General features: G+C 31.0%; 15 protein-coding genes and 1 pseudogene. All 16 read left to right on the forward strand.

The window, feature by feature from the left end:
• The 16 genes and pseudogenes from PTSHG_RS00255 (at position 1) to PTSHG_RS00330 (ending at position 15275) form a co-directional block, all read left to right on the forward strand.
• A complete protein-coding gene (locus PTSHG_RS00255) occupies positions 1 to 633 on the forward strand; it encodes a site-2 protease family protein (RefSeq protein ID WP_019106920.1) in 633 nt (210 codons plus the stop codon).
• Entirely contained in the window at positions 612 to 1358 is a 747-nt protein-coding gene (locus PTSHG_RS00260; RefSeq protein ID WP_019106921.1) for a segregation and condensation protein A, read from the forward strand. The genes PTSHG_RS00255 and PTSHG_RS00260 overlap by 22 nt, the downstream gene beginning before the upstream one ends.
• Entirely contained in the window at positions 1327 to 1854 is a 528-nt protein-coding gene (gene scpB, locus PTSHG_RS00265) for an SMC-Scp complex subunit ScpB (RefSeq protein WP_019106922.1), read from the forward strand. Before PTSHG_RS00260 ends, scpB begins: the two co-directional genes overlap by 32 nt.
• Entirely contained in the window at positions 1851 to 2558 is a 708-nt protein-coding gene (locus PTSHG_RS00270) for a pseudouridine synthase (protein ID WP_019106923.1), read from the forward strand. Before scpB ends, PTSHG_RS00270 begins: the two co-directional genes overlap by 4 nt.
• Positions 2555 to 3109 carry a tRNA 5-(aminomethyl)-2-thiouridylate-methyltransferase MnmM gene (gene mnmM, locus PTSHG_RS00275; RefSeq protein WP_019106924.1) on the forward strand — a complete coding sequence of 185 codons (555 nt, stop codon included), beginning with the start codon at positions 2555 to 2557 and terminating at the stop codon, positions 3107 to 3109. Before PTSHG_RS00270 ends, mnmM begins: the two co-directional genes overlap by 4 nt.
• A pseudogene (locus PTSHG_RS09000) lies at positions 3106 to 4295 on the forward strand (BaiN/RdsA family NAD(P)/FAD-dependent oxidoreductase). Before mnmM ends, PTSHG_RS09000 begins: the two are co-directional and overlap by 4 nt.
• An 86-nt stretch (positions 4296 to 4381) precedes the next feature.
• Positions 4382 to 4999: a (d)CMP kinase gene (gene cmk, locus PTSHG_RS00285; RefSeq protein ID WP_019106927.1), complete on the forward strand. Its 618-nt coding sequence runs from the start codon at positions 4382 to 4384 to the stop codon at positions 4997 to 4999.
• A 3-nt stretch (positions 5000 to 5002) separates the two neighbouring features.
• Positions 5003 to 5593 carry a lysophospholipid acyltransferase family protein gene (locus PTSHG_RS00290; RefSeq protein ID WP_019106928.1) on the forward strand — a complete coding sequence of 197 codons (591 nt, stop codon included), beginning with the start codon at positions 5003 to 5005 and terminating at the stop codon, positions 5591 to 5593.
• Positions 5578 to 7695, forward strand: a complete 2118-nt coding sequence (locus tag PTSHG_RS09005; protein WP_019106929.1) for a bifunctional 4-hydroxy-3-methylbut-2-enyl diphosphate reductase/30S ribosomal protein S1 — start codon at positions 5578 to 5580, stop codon at positions 7693 to 7695. Before PTSHG_RS00290 ends, PTSHG_RS09005 begins: the two co-directional genes overlap by 16 nt.
• Positions 7696 to 7871: 176 nt before the next feature.
• Positions 7872 to 8432 carry a DUF5317 domain-containing protein gene (locus tag PTSHG_RS00300; protein WP_019106930.1) on the forward strand — a complete coding sequence of 187 codons (561 nt, stop codon included), beginning with the start codon at positions 7872 to 7874 and terminating at the stop codon, positions 8430 to 8432.
• 1 nt (position 8433) lies between these two features.
• The gene (gene cdaA, locus PTSHG_RS00305; protein WP_019106931.1) at positions 8434 to 9258 is read left to right on the forward strand and encodes a diadenylate cyclase CdaA; all 825 of its coding nucleotides are present in this window, start codon (positions 8434 to 8436) and stop codon (positions 9256 to 9258) included.
• Complete coding sequence (locus tag PTSHG_RS00310; protein WP_019106932.1) at positions 9245 to 10186, forward strand: CdaR family protein; 942 nt, start codon at positions 9245 to 9247, stop codon at positions 10184 to 10186. The genes cdaA and PTSHG_RS00310 overlap by 14 nt, the downstream gene beginning before the upstream one ends.
• A gap of 22 nt (positions 10187 to 10208) precedes the next feature.
• A complete protein-coding gene (gene guaB, locus PTSHG_RS00315) occupies positions 10209 to 11654 on the forward strand; it encodes an IMP dehydrogenase (protein ID WP_019106933.1) in 1446 nt (481 codons plus the stop codon).
• Between the two features lie 81 nt (positions 11655 to 11735).
• Positions 11736 to 12419, forward strand: coding sequence for a response regulator transcription factor (locus PTSHG_RS00320; protein WP_019106934.1), 684 nt, complete (start codon positions 11736 to 11738; stop codon positions 12417 to 12419).
• A gap of 14 nt (positions 12420 to 12433) precedes the next feature.
• Complete coding sequence (locus PTSHG_RS00325) at positions 12434 to 13855, forward strand: sensor histidine kinase (RefSeq protein WP_019106935.1); 1422 nt, start codon at positions 12434 to 12436, stop codon at positions 13853 to 13855.
• Entirely contained in the window at positions 13839 to 15275 is a 1437-nt protein-coding gene (locus PTSHG_RS00330; protein ID WP_238318678.1) for a hypothetical protein, read from the forward strand. The genes PTSHG_RS00325 and PTSHG_RS00330 overlap by 17 nt, the downstream gene beginning before the upstream one ends.
• The last annotated feature ends 7 nt before the right edge of the window (positions 15276 to 15282 follow it).

Genomic DNA, 15282 nt, shown 5'->3' on the forward strand with positions numbered 1-15282 from the left:
ATGAATAAATTAGATATAGCATCTATTGCAATAAATATTATTGCACTTATGATTGCCATAATTCCACATGAGATAGCTCACGGCTATGTTGCCTATCTTTGTGGAGACACAACTGCAAAAGACGACGGAAGACTTAGTTTAAACCCACTTAATCACATTGACCCTGTGGGTTTAATTTCTATGATTATTTTTAGATTTGGATGGGCAAAGGCTGTGCCTATTAATCCTTATAGATTTAAGGGAAATAGAAAAGTTGATTCTCTATTAGTTTCTCTTGCAGGAGTTTTTACTAATTTTGTATTGGGTTTTGTTGCTGGAATTATTTTAGTTTATTTAAACTACAGGTCATCGGCATTAGTGCCACTTTTCACATCAATTTTTTGGTACAATATTATGCTCGGCGTATTTAATCTTGTACCACTTCCACCACTTGATGGCTCAAAGGTTTTGGCAACACTTTTGCCAGAAAATTTGGAATATAAATTTTATAAGTATGAGAAATATTTTTACTTTGTCCTTGTAATAATGATTTTTTCTGGCTTAGTGGATAAGTTCATCGCACCAATTATCGAAAGTATTTTAAGCGGTATTATTTATGTGGGAATAAATTTATGGAATACAATATTGTTTTAAAAACTTATGAAGGTCCAATGGATCTTCTTTTAGATTTAATAAAAGAAAAAGAAATTGATATTTATGATATTCCAATTTTTACAATAACAGAAGAATTTTTAAAATACATTGAAAATATGAAGAAATTAAATCTCACTTTAACTTCTGATTTTATTTTAATGGCATCCACTCTCTTAGAAATAAAATCAAAAATGCTTTTGCCAAAGAAAGAGTTTAGTGATGATGAATACGAAGTGGAGGAAGACCCAAGGCTTGATTTAGTTGAAAGTCTTTTGGAGTACAAAAAGTACAAAGAAGCTTCAGAAATTTTGAAAGCTCAAGAAGAATATGAGTCAAAATCTTTTTATAAGCTAAAGACAGAAATTTTTTCTATGAGTGAAATGGACTTTTTGAAGGAATCAAATGTAGAAAAACTTTCATTTGCCTTTTATAATATTCTGAAAAAATATAAGGACAAGGAAGTTGTTGGCATTGAGAGAGAATATTTTAAGGTTGAAGACGCGGCGAGAAAAATAAAGCAAGCTCTAAAGATAAATAAAAAAATAAAGTTTAGCCAGCTTTTAGAGGACATAGTTTATAAAGTTGATGTTATAACTTACTTTTTGGGAATGCTTGAACTCATAAAGAACGAATATATTATTGCAGAGCAAAGTGACAATTTTGCAGATATTTTAATTGAAGAAAGAGATTACCATGGACAAGAACAGACTCAAATCAATAATTGAATCAATACTTTTTATTTGGGGAGACCCTATAAGCCTTGAGGACCTTGCAAGTACCCTTGAACTGAGAAAGGATTACGCAAGGGAAATACTTATGGAAATGAAGGAAAATTACAAAAATGAAACTTCTGGTTTAAGGCTAAGAGAAGTTGACGGGAAATTTCAACTGGGTACTAAACAAGATAATGAACCTTATTTAAAAAATTTAATTAAAGAAAAAAATGAAAAGAATCTTTCAAAACCTGCTCTTGAAACTTTATCAATTATCGCTTATAAACAGCCAGTGACAAAGGTTGAAGTAGAAGAACTTAGAGGTGTTAACTGTGACAGCACAATCAAGGGTCTACTTGATTTTAATTTAATAGAAATTTCTGGCAAGCTTGACAGGATTGGTCATCCAAATTTATACAGCACCACTGATAAATTTTTACAAAAGTTTGGCATGAAAAATTTGGAAGAACTGCCCGACTTAAAGGAATTAGAGGAGGAAGCTAATTGAGATTACAAAAGTACATGGCTCACTGTGGAGCTGCATCGAGAAGAAAGTGTGAAGAATATATCAGGGAAGGACTTGTAAAGGTTAATGACAAAATTGTAACAGAGCTTGGCACAAAAATTGATCCCAATGTTGACAGAGTTTACTTAAATGGGAAGAGACTTACTCTTGAAAATAAAAAAGTTTATATGATTTTAAATAAACCAATAGGTGTAGTTACAAGTGCAAATGATGAGAAGGACAGACCAACTGTTACAGACCTTGTGCCAGATGACTACAGAGTTTATCCAGTTGGAAGACTTGACATTGATACAACAGGGTTGGTGTTACTAACAAATGATGGCGAGCTTGCAAATATTTTAATGCATCCAAGATATAAGATTGGCAAAAAATATATTGTGACTGTGGAAGGTACGCCTAATACTCACGAGCTTTCTCTTCTAAGAGAAGGACTAGACATTAGAGATTTAAAAACATCTCCTGCAAATGTAAAAATTTTAAAAAATTTCAAGCAAGATTCTATTTTGGAAATAGAAATTTTTGAGGGACAAAATCATCAAATTAAGAGAATGTTCGACTACATTGGTCACAGCGTAAAAAAATTAAAGAGAATTTCCATGGGAAAAATTGAGCTACTAAATCTTGAAGTTGGAAATTATAGATACTTAACTGAAAAAGAAATAAAATATTTAAAGGGATTAAAATGATTGTAAAGGAAAAATATTTTGAGATAGTGGATGAAGCCCTATCTCATAATTTTTTAGGTAAAATTGCTATTGATGCTACTGTTGGAAAGGGCAATGACACCCAAAAACTTTTAAAGGCTGTGGGAGATGGGGGATTTGTCTATGGTTTTGATGTGCAAAAAGATGCTCTTAATACTGCAGAGGAACTTTTAAAGGACTTTAAAAATTATAAATTAATTTTGGATAGTCACGAAAATATTGATAAAATAGAAAAATTTGACTTAGTAATTTATAATCTTGGCTATCTTCCTGGCTCAGATAAAAAAATCACAACTCTAAAGGACTCAACCCTATCTTCATTAAAAAAAGCTGCAGAAAAAATTTCTGATGGTGGAATAATCATAGTTGTGTCCTACTTAGGGCATGAGAATTCTTTTGAAGAAAGAGAAGGCGTTGATGAATTTTTAAAAAGTCTTGACCAAAAGAGATTTAAAGTTGAAAAGAGAGAATTTTACAATCAAAAAAATAGTCCACCTATTGTTTATTTAATCGAAAAGAAGGTAGAAAGATGAAAATTGCAATAATCGGAGGAGGACCTGCGGGAATGATGTGTGCCATTAAGGCAGCAGAAAATCATGAGCTTACAATCTTTGAAAAAAATGAGAAATTAGGCAAAAAATTATTTATAACTGGTAAGGGAAGATGCAATCTCACAAATTATTGTGACGAGAGAGAATTTTTGAGAAATATTGTAAATAATTCTAGCTTTATGTACTCATCAATTTATTCCTTTTCGCCTTTGGCAACTTATTATTACTTTGAAGAGCTTGGTCTCCAACTTAAAATTGAGCGTGGAAACAGAGTTTTTCCTGCTAGCGATAAATCTTCTGATGTAATAAAAGTCTATGAAAAAAATTAAAAAGTCTCGGAGTAAATATTAAATTAAATTCAGAAATTAAATCCATAGAAAAAGTTGATGACCACTTTATTTTAAATGGCAGAGAAAAATTTGATAAGGTTGTAATTGCAACAGGAGGCATATCTTATAAGCTAACGGGATCCACTGGCGATGGATATAAGTTTGCAAAAGACTTTGAGCACAAAGTTATAAGTCAAGTGCCGGGACTTATTGGAATAAATTTAAAAAATAAATTTTCTTTGGCAGGTCTAACTTTAAAAAATGTTGAATTAAAAGTTTTAAAAGATAAAAAAATAATTTCTAGTGAATTTGGAGAAATGCTTTTTACTCACAAAGGAATTAGTGGACCCATTGTTCTTACTACTTCAAGTAAGATAAATAGGTTAAAAGATTTTGAAATGTATTTGGATTTAAAACCTGCTCTTGATTCTGAAAAGCTTCATAACAGAATTTTAAGAGATTTTGGAGAAAATCAAAATAAAAATATAGAAAATGTCTTGAAGTCACTTTTGCCAAGAGATTTGATTTTATATATTTTAGAAGTAGCTAATATAGATAAGGATAAAAAAGTAAATCAAATTACAAGAGAAGAGCGAGAAAATTTAGTTGAGACTATAAAAAATTTTGAATTAAAATTTGACAGCTTAGATGACATTAATAGAGCCATAATAACAAGTGGCGGAGTTGACGTAAGTGAAATTGAGCCAAGGACTATGGAGTCAAAAAAAGTTCATGGACTCTATTTTATTGGCGAAGTCCTAGACCTAGACGGGCTGACTGGTGGATTTAATATTCAAATTGCAAATTCAACGGGATATTCTTGTGGAATTAATTTGTAAAGGCTATTCCTTTACTTATTTTTGAAAATAAAATATAATGAATTTAATCACTACTATGGATTGTAGTGATTTTTTTGGAGGTAAAAATGAAAATTGCAATAGATGGACCAGCAGGTTCTGGCAAAAGTTCCCTTGCAAAGGATCTTGCAAAGAGACTTAATATTTTATATGTGGACACAGGCGCAATGTATCGTGCCATAACTCTAAAACTTTTAGAAGCAGATGAAAGTGATTTTGAAAATATTTTAAAGGATACAAAGATAAATTTTGATGGCGATAAAATCTTTTTAGATGGAGAAGATGTGTCTAAAAAGATTAGAGAAAATGAAATTTCTAATAAAACTTCAGAACTTTCTAAGAAAAAAATTATTAGAGATTATTTAGTAAAGATGCAAAGAGAAATTGCAAAAGACAGAGATGTCGTAATGGAGGGAAGAGATATTGGATCGGTAGTCTTAAAGGATGCTGAATACAAATTTTTCCTAACTGCAGATGTCAATACTCGTGCTATGAGAAGATATAAGCAGATTGATGATGAAAGAGTAAATTTTGAAGAAATACTTGAAGATTTAAAGGTAAGAGACTATAACGATTCTCACAGAGAAAACTCTCCACTTATAAAGACTGATGACGCAATTCTAATTGATAGCACAGACTTAAATGCAGAAGAAACAATCGAAAAAATTATTTCATACATTAGGTGATTTATGTTTTATAATTTTGTAAAAAATTTTGTGGGCTTTTTTGTAAAAATTATATATAGAGTTGAAGTTTTAGGAATAGAAAATATTCCTACTGATGAAAAAAGGCTTATAATCTGTGGAAATCACAAGTGTAATTTAGATCCAGTTACAATTTCTGCGGTTTTTGATAGACAAATTTTTTGGATGGCCAAAAAGGAGCTATTTAATAATAAATTACTTGGAGGATTTTTAAGAAAGCTAGGGGCATTCCCAGTAGATAGACAGGGCAATGACTTAAAAGCAATAAAAAATGCCTTAAAAATATTAAAGGATGGAGAAGTCCTTGGAATTTTTCCAGAGGGAACTAGGGTCAAAGAGATTGATTATACAAAAATAAAATCTGGAATTGCACTTATTGCACAAAAAACTAATTCTTCTATACTTCCAGTTTTTATAGAAGGCGACTACAAACCCTTTAGAAAAGTTAAGGTTCATTTTCGAAAACCAGTTAGAATTAATAAAGAGATTAAATATTCTAATGAAGAGTTGGAAAATATTTCTCAAGATGTTATGAGAATTGTATATGGTGATGAAGTTAAATGGAAATTATTGTAGCAGATGTAAATGGATTTTGTGGTGGAGTAAAAAGAGCCGTCAATATGGCATTTGATAATGCTGGGAAAGGCGTTTACTCCTATGGCGACTTAGTTCACAACGAATTTGTGGTAAAGGAATTAGAAAAAAAAGGTGTTATTACAGTAGATAATACTGATATTCACAATTCCAAAGTAATTATAAGAAGTCACGGAGTCCATAAAAAAATTTTAAATGAATTAGAAAAAAATAATAATGAAATAATAAATTGTGTGTGTCCAAAAGTAGAAAAAGTTTATAATATAGTAGATAATTTCTACAAAAAAGGTTATAATATAGTAATTATCGGGAATAATAAACACCCTGAAGTTATAGGGATTAATTCCAGATGCAATGATTCTGCAACTATTATTTCTACTTTGGAAGATATAAAAGTTCCAGATGGGAAAATTGTCGTGGTATCACAAACTACGAATAATGTAGATTTTTTTGAAAAAGCAATAAATATTATAAAAAATATTTCAAAAGATGAAGTTTTAGTTTATAATACTATATGTAATGCAACTTTCAAGAGACAAGAAAGTATTAGGAGTTTATCAAAAAAAGTAGACGCCGTTCTTGTATTCGGCGGAAAAAAATCTTCTAATACAAAAAAACTTGCAGAGATTGCAAAATTAAATTGTAAAAATGTATTTTTAATTCAATCTATTAAAGATATTGATTTAAATATATTTAAAAAATTTAATAAAATTGGTATTACCGCCGGAGCATCCACACCGGAATCGGTAATCAAGGAGGCTGTTTGTAGGATGGAAAATTTTGACAAAGGTGAGATGATGGAAGCCATTGATAATTCTTTCAAAAGAATTAGAAAGGGCGAAGTAGTAACTGGAGAAGTTTTATATATAACTGATTCAGAAGTAATGGTTAATCTTGGATACAGATCAGATGGTATCATTTCTAAAGATGAACTTGCAGGAGGACCAGATGTTAATCCTCAAGATCTTTATGAACAAGGTCAAGAAATTGATGTATATGTTCTAAAGATGGATGATGGAGATGGCAATGTTGTTCTTTCAACTAAAAGAGTTGCTGATATGAAGATTTGGGATGAAGTTGAAGAACTTTATAACAACAAAGAAAATATTACAGTAACAGTAAAAAATCAAGTAAAAGGTGGACTTACTGCAGATTTCAGAGGATTAAATGTATTTATTCCAGCGTCTCATGTTTCTGTTAGATTCCAAAAAGATTTAAGTAAATTCCTTGGAGAAGAATTCGAAACTGAAATTATTGACTTTGATAAAAGAAAGAAGAGAATTGTTGTTTCTAGAAAGAATGTACTTCAAGAAGAACTAGACAAAGTTCGTGACGAAGTATATGAAAATCTTCACGAAGGAGATATTATCGAAGGTACTGTACAAAGATTAACTAACTTTGGTGCATTTGTAGATGTTGGAGGAGTTGATGGACTTATCCATATCTCTGAACTTTCATGGAACAGAGTAAAACACCCTTCAGATGTTGTATCACCTGGAGATGTAGTTAAAGTACAAGTTCTAACTGTTGATAAAGAAAAAAACAGAATTGCACTTGGACTAAAACAAACTATGGAAAAACCATGGGATGTATTTACAAATGAAGTTAAAGTTGGCGATGTAGTTAAGGGTAAAGTTGTTAACCTTCTTGACTTTGGTGCTTTCGTAAGACTTGAACAAGGCGTTGATGGACTTCTTCATGTATCTCAAATTTCAAGAGAACATGTTGAAAAACCACAAGATAAACTTTCTATTGGCGAAGAAGTTACAGTTAAAGTAACTGATATTGATGAAGAAAACCAAAAGATTTCTCTTTCTATTAAGGCTCTAATTGAACCTGAAGAAAAAGAAGAAACTGAAGAAGCTAAACCAAGAGAAAGAAAACCTAGAAGAGAAAGAAAACCAGCTCCAAAGAGAGAAAAGAAGATTGAAGAACCAAAACAAGATGACTTCAACATGACTATTGGAGAAATGCTAGGACTTAACTTCGCTGATGCAGAATTAGATTCTGATATAATTGAAGACGGAAAAGAAATTTCAGAAGCTCCAGAAAAAGAAGAATCTGAAGAATCAACTGAAGAATAATTAATAAAATTAGAGAGACTCAGGTCTCTCTTTTTTTGTTGCAAAAAAATATATTTCGCCTTTTAAAGGATAAATCTATAATTTTATTTGTGCTATAATAATTAATTATAAAAGAAAAATTTTTTGAATTTATGTCAATGTAAAATATTTGTGTTATTATAAATTATGGTGAGGAAATGATTTTAGAAGCAGTAATTTTATCAGCTCTTGTTTTATTATTCATTAGAGATAAAGATTTAAACAATTTAATAAATTTTAAATTTAAAATGATTTCTCTTGCTTTTTTTGGGATTTTTTTAATGATTTTTATAAATTTTGTAACTGCCCATTATTTTGGAAGTCTTACAGATTTTTTTGTAAAATATTTTACAATTTTTCACATTATTTCAATTTTAGCTATAGGAATTTCTTTTCTAGCAAATTATAAAAATTATGGACTGCTTTTATGTGGTATAGGAACTTTTTTAAATGCCATTCCAGTGATTTTTAATGGTAAAATGCCTGTAAGTGCAGATGCACTAATGAAAACTAACAACGAGAGAATAATTAAGTTAATATACATGGGTGGAAGTTCAAGTCACGGAGTTTTTGACAGTCCTAAATTTTATTTTTTGTCAGATATAATCCCACTACATAGGTTTATTGGAAATTCAAAGGTAATTAGCGTAGGAGACATTTTCATCTCTCTTGGCTTATTTTTTGCAATAATTTTAATTTCAAGGAAAAGAGGTGCTTAATTTGGGAAATTTAAATAATTTACTCAATGTAATAAATTTAAGAGACCTTGTGGATATTTTAATAGTCACAATGCTTATTTACTATATTTTGAAATTAATTAGAAATACTAGAGCAGAGCAAGTTTTCAAGGGAATTCTTTTAATTTTATTATTTATAAAAATTTCACAGTTTTTCCAACTTTACACTGTAAATTGGATTTTCACGAGATTTATTAATGACGGTATAGTCGCCATAATTGTTTTATTTCAACCGGAAATTAGAAGAGGTCTTCAATATTTAGGTTTAACTTCAAGTATTAAGAACAATTTTAGTCAAAATAAGGAAGCTGTTCCAGAAACTGTTGAAGAAATTATTTCGGCTGTAGCATCTCTTGCAAGACAAAAGATTGGGGCCCTTATTATTATTGAAAAAGAAGTTGGCCTCACTGAAGTTATAGAAACTGGTACAGAAATAAATGGACTTGTAAGTAGCGGTTTACTTATAAATATTTTTATACCTAATACACCTCTTCACGATGGGGCAGTTATTATAAAGGGTTCAAAGGTAAAGGCGGCAGCCTGCTTCTTGCCACTTTCTGACAATCAAAAAATTTCTAAGGAACTTGGAACTAGACATAGGGCTGGAATTGGAATTTCTGAAAAGTCAGACTGTCTAAGCATTATGGTTTCTGAAGAAAATGGAACTATTTCAACTGCAGAAAATGGTCTTATCTCAAGATATTTAGATATTGAGACTCTTGAAGCAAAACTTCTTGAGATTTACAGCCCAGAATATAGGGCGAGAACTATTTTCGCAAAGCGTGGTGACAAGAATGAAAAAGATTAACTTTAAAAAAGATCAAAGTCTAATGATAAAAATTATGTCTCTTGTTTTTGCAATTATCCTTTGGTCTTATGTAAAGGGCGAAGCTAATTACATCACTTCCTCAAACTATAAGGGAATTGAAGTTACTTATGACGGTTTGTCTCGTTTAAAGGAAAAAAACTTGACAATAATTTCACCTAAGGAATCAACTGTAGATGTAAAACTTCAAGGATACAATTCTTACATGAGAAATGTGACAAAAGATGGGATAGTAGCCAAAGTTGATGTAAGCAAATTGACTGAGGGAGAACATTCTGTTCCTGTAAATGTATCTTACATCGATCTTGGTATTTCTGTTGTAAATACTTCTCCTAGAAGAATTCCCTTTAAAATCGACAAAATTATAGAGGAAAGTTATGATGCGGGAGTAATTATAAAGAACAAACCTCAAAAAGGTTTATCTGTTGGAGAGTTTGAGAACACAATTGAAGTTGAAGTAAAGGGAGCTAGTACTTATGTAAACAAAATAAGTAAAGTTGAGGCGCGTGTTGATGTGTCAGAGATAACGGAGACTTCCACTGTTGATGCTGATTTGTTAGCTTATGACGATTCAGGTAAAGTTATAAGAGAAGTTGAGATTACACCAGCTACTGTAAAAGTTGATATTCCAATTTTAAAGAGCAAGACTGTTCCTATTAAAGCAATTTATAATGAAAGCACTACAGAAAATATTGTGACAAGTGACTTTTCAATTGAGCCATCTTCTGTTACAATTAGAGGAAATTCGGATGTAATTGATTCTATTAATTCAATTGAAACTCGTCCAATTAATTTCAATATTATTAAAAAAGGTAATGACCAAGTTAAGTTGAATTTGCCAGATAAGGTTACATTAGTTGACGAAAATATTAATTTTAGATTGAAGCAAAAGCCTAAGGAAGTAAAGTAATATTAAATAATCAGGAGGGAATATGGAATTTTTTGGAGAAGGATTAACATTTGATGATATTTTACTTGTGCCAGCAAAATCAGAAATTTTGCCTAACGAAGTTGATTTATCTACTAATTTGACAGAAAAAATAAAATTAAACATACCACTTATGTCTGCAGGTATGGACACTGTTACTGAACACAGAATGTCAATTGCCATGGCAAGAGAAGGTGGAATTGGTATTATTCATAAGAATATGTCAATTGAAGAACAAGCCCTTGAAGTTGATAGAGTTAAGAGATCTGAACATGGAGTAATTACTGATCCATTTTCACTTACTAAGGACCATTCTATTAAAGATGCTTCTGAGCTTATGGAAAGATATAGAATAAGCGGTGTTCCAGTTGTAACTGAAAAGGGAATATTAGAAGGAATTATAACTAATAGAGACATAAGATTTGAAACTGATTTATCTAAGAGAATTAGTGAAGTAATGACTTCTGAAAAATTAATAACAGGTTCTCCTGACATTTCTCTTGATGAAGCTTTAAAAGTTTTGAAAAAATATAAAATTGAAAAACTTCCACTTGTGGACGAGGACAATGTTCTTAAAGGACTTATTACTATTAAGGATATTGAAAAGCATGAACAATATCCTAATTCAGCAAGAGATAAAACAGGAAGACTTATTACTGGTGCGGCAGTTGGAGCAACTAAAGATGTTCTTGATAGAATCGAAGCACTTGTAAAAGTTAAAGCTGATGTTTTCGTAATTGATACAGCACATGGTCAATCTAAAAATGTTTTAAATACTATAAGAAATATTAAGGATGCCTTTCCTGACATTCAACTTATTGCCGGTAATGTTGCAACTTATGAAGGCACAGAGGATTTAATAAAAGCGGGCGCCGACTGCGTAAAAATTGGTATTGGCCCTGGTTCAATTTGTACTACTAGAGTTGTAACTGGTATTGGTGTTCCACAAATCACTGCAATTATGGAAGCTTATAGAGCTGCAAAAAAATATGGTGTGCCAATTATTGCTGATGGTGGTATTAAGTTCTCAGGCGATGTTGCAAAAGCTCTTGCAGCTGGTGGCAATGTTGTAATGATGGGTTCACTTTTTGCAGGTACTGACGAATCACCTGGAGAAGAAATCTTCGTTGAAGGTAGAAGATTTAAAGCTTACAGAGGAATGGGTTCTCTTGGTGCAATGAGTGCTGGTTCTTCTGATAGATATTTCCAAAGTGGAACTACTAAGTATGTTCCTGAAGGAGTTGAAGGTAGAGTTCCTTACAAGGGATTTGTTGGAGATATTGTATTCCAACTTGTAGGTGGTGTAAAATCTGCTATGGGTTATCTTGGAGCCAAGGACTTAGAAACTCTTAGAGCAACAGCTAAGTATGTTAAAATTACTCAAGCTTCACTTGCAGAATCTCATCCACACAATATTACTATTACAAGAGAAGCTCCTAACTATTATTAATTATTAAAAATTTATGAATAAATCCACTTCAATTGAATTTGGAGTGGATTTTATTTATAATTATCATTATGAGGTGATATTTTGAAAACTAAGGTATTGCTTGTTGAAGATGAAGAATCAATAAGAAAATTTGTTAAAATAAATTTGGAAAGAGAAGGATACATAATTTTTGAAGCAGGAAGCGGCGAAGATGGAATCGAAATCGCAAGGCGTGAAAGACCTGATATAGTTGTACTTGATATAATGCTTCCAGGAATTGATGGCTTTGAAGTTTGTAAGACTCTTAGGGGAGAGTTTCCAAGTCTTGGTATTATTATGCTTACAGCCAAGGCAGAAGACTATGACAAGATAATGGGTCTACAATATGGAACTGATGATTATCTTACAAAGCCTTTTAATCCAACTGAATTAACTCTTAGAATTAAATCTATTGAGAGAAGGCTTGAGCCAGAAGAAGTTAAGGAAAGTAATTTAATTGTTGATCCACCTTTTAAAATAGATTCTTATTCGAGAAAATTTTACAAGGACGATGTTGAATTAGAACTAACGCCTACTGAATATCAAATTATAAAAATATTTATGACAAGTCCAGGTAAGGCAATGACTAGAGATGAAATCCTAAGGCTTGTATGGGGCGATGACTTTTTGGGAGATTCTAAGATTGTAGACGTAAATATAAGAAGGCTTAGGTCAAAGATTGAGACTAATCCTGCAAAACCAAAATATATTGAGACAGTTTGGGGAACAGGATACAGATGGAAATAAGAGGTGGTCTGTAGTTGAAAAATAAAATTGGAAAAAGATTAGTTAAAAGTTTTCTAATAGTTATTTTAATTACAATTTCAATTATAGATATATTCTTGCTCTTTGCTTTTGGTTCTTATTATTACAACAATATATCAAAAGAATTAATTTCAAAGATGGAGCTTTCACTTGAAATTTATAAGAGAGATTACTCTGACAAATATATTGATGAATTTATTTATGAAGACAGCGGAATTTTTCTCTCAAATACAAAGGCAGAGGTACAAATTTTAAATAATGAGGGAGAACTTCTTTTGGACTCTATTGGAAAACTTTATTCGAGTCCAATTGAAACTGCAGATGTCATTGCAGCAGAAAATGGGGAAATAAAAACTTGGCGTGGTGAAGATCCACAGACAGGCGAACCAATTATGGCTGTCACTGGTCCAATAAAAAATAATGATGGCGAAAATATTGGCTATCTTAGATTTATTTCTTCTTTGGAAGATGCAAACAGTGCAATTTTAAAAACAGGGATTACTTTACTTATTTTCACTCTTTTTGTAGCTCTAGTTACAACTATGGTGTCTCTGCTTATTTCAAAATCTATTGTAAAGCCAATACTTGAGCTTACAGAAGTTGCCAAGACAATGTTAAAGGGAAACTATGAAGAGAAGGCAAAAGTCTATGAAGATGATGAAATAGGAGAACTAGCCAAGACTCTAAATGCCATGAGTGATGAAATTATAAATAAGGACAGGATAAAAAATGACTTTATATCATCAATTTCTCATGAACTTAGGACGCCACTTACATCAATAAAGGGATGGGCAGTTGTATTAAAGGATGCCAAGGAAGACGAAAAAGATTTAATGGAAGATGGACTTAACATAATAGAGAATGAAGCTGATAGACTTGCAAAGATGGTTGAGGAACTTTTAGATTTTTCAAGATATATTTCTGGAAGAATTACTCTTGATAAGGATTTATTTGATATATCACAAACTTGCATGGATGTATCGAAGCAAATGCGACCTCGTGCAAAGTCAAACAATATAGAATTTATAACAGAATTCCCAGAAGATTCAGTCCTGATTTATGCTGATGAGAATAGAATAAAACAGCTTCTCATAAACTTGTTAGACAATGCAATAAAGTTCACGTCTGATAAGGGCTGGGTTAAATTTCAAATGGCTAAAGAAGATAATTTTGTTCATCTAATGATTTCTGATAATGGAATGGGAATGACAAAAGAAGAAATTGCTCATGTCAAAGAGAAGTTTTATAAGGGCAAGCATTCAAAGAGTCACAGTGGAATTGGTTTATCAATTAGTGATGAAATAACAAAACTTCACAATGGAAACTTGGAAATTTTCTCTGAAGAAAAGATAGGAACTACAGTAAAGGTAACTCTACCAATAGAGATACCAAAAGAAGTAGGTGATAAAATTGATTAAAAAAATATTTCTCATTTTTTCATTGATTTTGTTGACTGGGTGCTCCTTTCTTGCTTCCAGTGGAACTAATATAGAAACTCCTGATATGGGACAATCGCCAATTTATGGCAAGTGGTCTATTACAAAATTCATTTACAATAAAAAAATTAATCAAGATAATTTTGTATTTAAGGATATTATTGGAGATAATTTATATTTTTCAAATGACCAAGTGGTTTTAGCTGATGATTATATAAAGGATGTGGAGTACAAGACAAAGTACGTAAAATTATCTCAGTATTTATACAAAAAATTTAATTTAGATTACAAGACTCTTGGAATTGAAGATTCTGATGTTTACACAACTTATATTTTTGATTCAAATTCAAATAGGAGTCTATATTATGAAGTTATTAAGACTAGCGAGAACACAGCGCTTTTATTTGAAAATGGAATAATACTTGAAATTAAACTTGTCGATGACAAAATAAAAAATGAGGACTTAAATGATTTGATTTTAGCTAAAAAAGATGAAGTCCTTTCAAGGGGAAACTTATTTGATAACAATGGAGATAAGGGCTTTTTAATTGGCTTTAAAACAAAAAGCGATTCAAACATTCCAACTTGGAATTATAAAACTCTCTATATTAAATTTTCTGACTTAAAGCTAGAAAACGTCTATGAGATGAACAATATAATTCTTCCAAGAAATGATAGTTTTTCAGAAATTAGTGTCCAGAGAGAATCCAAGGCAGATGAGACAACAGATAAATTAATTGTAAAAGATTATAAAAATTCAAAACTTCGAAAAAATGAAGAAGAGGTAATGAAGACTGAACTAGAGGAGCTCAAAGAAGACAACACTCTAAAGACTATAAATTTCATTACAAATAATTATGTAAATGTTGAAAGTTTTGACAGGACAAGTAATAGGAGCAGTCTTAGAATTTATAGATTGGATAAACTTAAAGAAAAAAATCCTTTGAGTTATGAAAATTTTTTATCGGAAAAAGATTTACAAACTGAGGGAAAAAATATTGAGGCACTAAAAAAAGATGCTTACAATATTGGAATTTATAGAGACAATGGTTTTTGGAAACTAAAGGGAAGAACGGATTTAGATAATGGTAAATTTTCTGACTTTGATTTGAATTTAGTGCTTCCTTATGAGGTAAATAAGTATAACGAGATAAATATACCAATGTCTCAAATAAAACATTTTAAATCCAGCATTAAGGATGGTTTTGTATCTCCTGACAATAAATTTTTAATAACATTGGAAAATAATTTTCTTAGAATATATAATATAGAAGATGGAAAAATTATTCCTAGACCAATTTTTGAAAGAGAAATTGGAAATGAAGCGTCCACAATAATGACAGAGTGGGCGACAGGTAGATATGCTAATATTTGGCAACTAGAACTGTCATCTAATAAATGAGGTGTAA

It is taken from the genome of Peptoniphilus senegalensis JC140, from assembly GCF_000321025.1.
Lineage (GTDB): Bacteria > Bacillota > Clostridia > Tissierellales > Peptoniphilaceae > Peptoniphilus_A > Peptoniphilus_A senegalensis.

Bases quoted from the DNA above. Each gene is read 5' to 3' on its own strand.
- scpB (WP_019106922.1), top strand. From the start codon at position 1,327: ATGGACAAGAACAGACTCAAATCAATAATTGAATCAATACTTTTTATT.
- PTSHG_RS00255 (WP_019106920.1), top strand. From the start codon at position 1: ATGAATAAATTAGATATAGCATCTATTGCAATAAATATTATTGCACTT.
- PTSHG_RS00310 (WP_019106932.1), top strand. From the start codon at position 9,245: ATGAAAAAGATTAACTTTAAAAAAGATCAAAGTCTAATGATAAAAATT.
- cmk (WP_019106927.1), top strand. From the start codon at position 4,382: ATGAAAATTGCAATAGATGGACCAGCAGGTTCTGGCAAAAGTTCCCTT.
- PTSHG_RS00260 (WP_019106921.1), top strand. From the start codon at position 612: ATGGAATACAATATTGTTTTAAAAACTTATGAAGGTCCAATGGATCTT.
- PTSHG_RS00290 (WP_019106928.1), top strand. From the start codon at position 5,003: ATGTTTTATAATTTTGTAAAAAATTTTGTGGGCTTTTTTGTAAAAATT.
- guaB (WP_019106933.1), top strand. From the start codon at position 10,209: ATGGAATTTTTTGGAGAAGGATTAACATTTGATGATATTTTACTTGTG.
- PTSHG_RS09005 (WP_019106929.1), top strand. From the start codon at position 5,578: ATGGAAATTATTGTAGCAGATGTAAATGGATTTTGTGGTGGAGTAAAA.
- mnmM (WP_019106924.1), top strand. From the start codon at position 2,555: ATGATTGTAAAGGAAAAATATTTTGAGATAGTGGATGAAGCCCTATCT.
- PTSHG_RS00300 (WP_019106930.1), top strand. From the start codon at position 7,872: ATGATTTTAGAAGCAGTAATTTTATCAGCTCTTGTTTTATTATTCATT.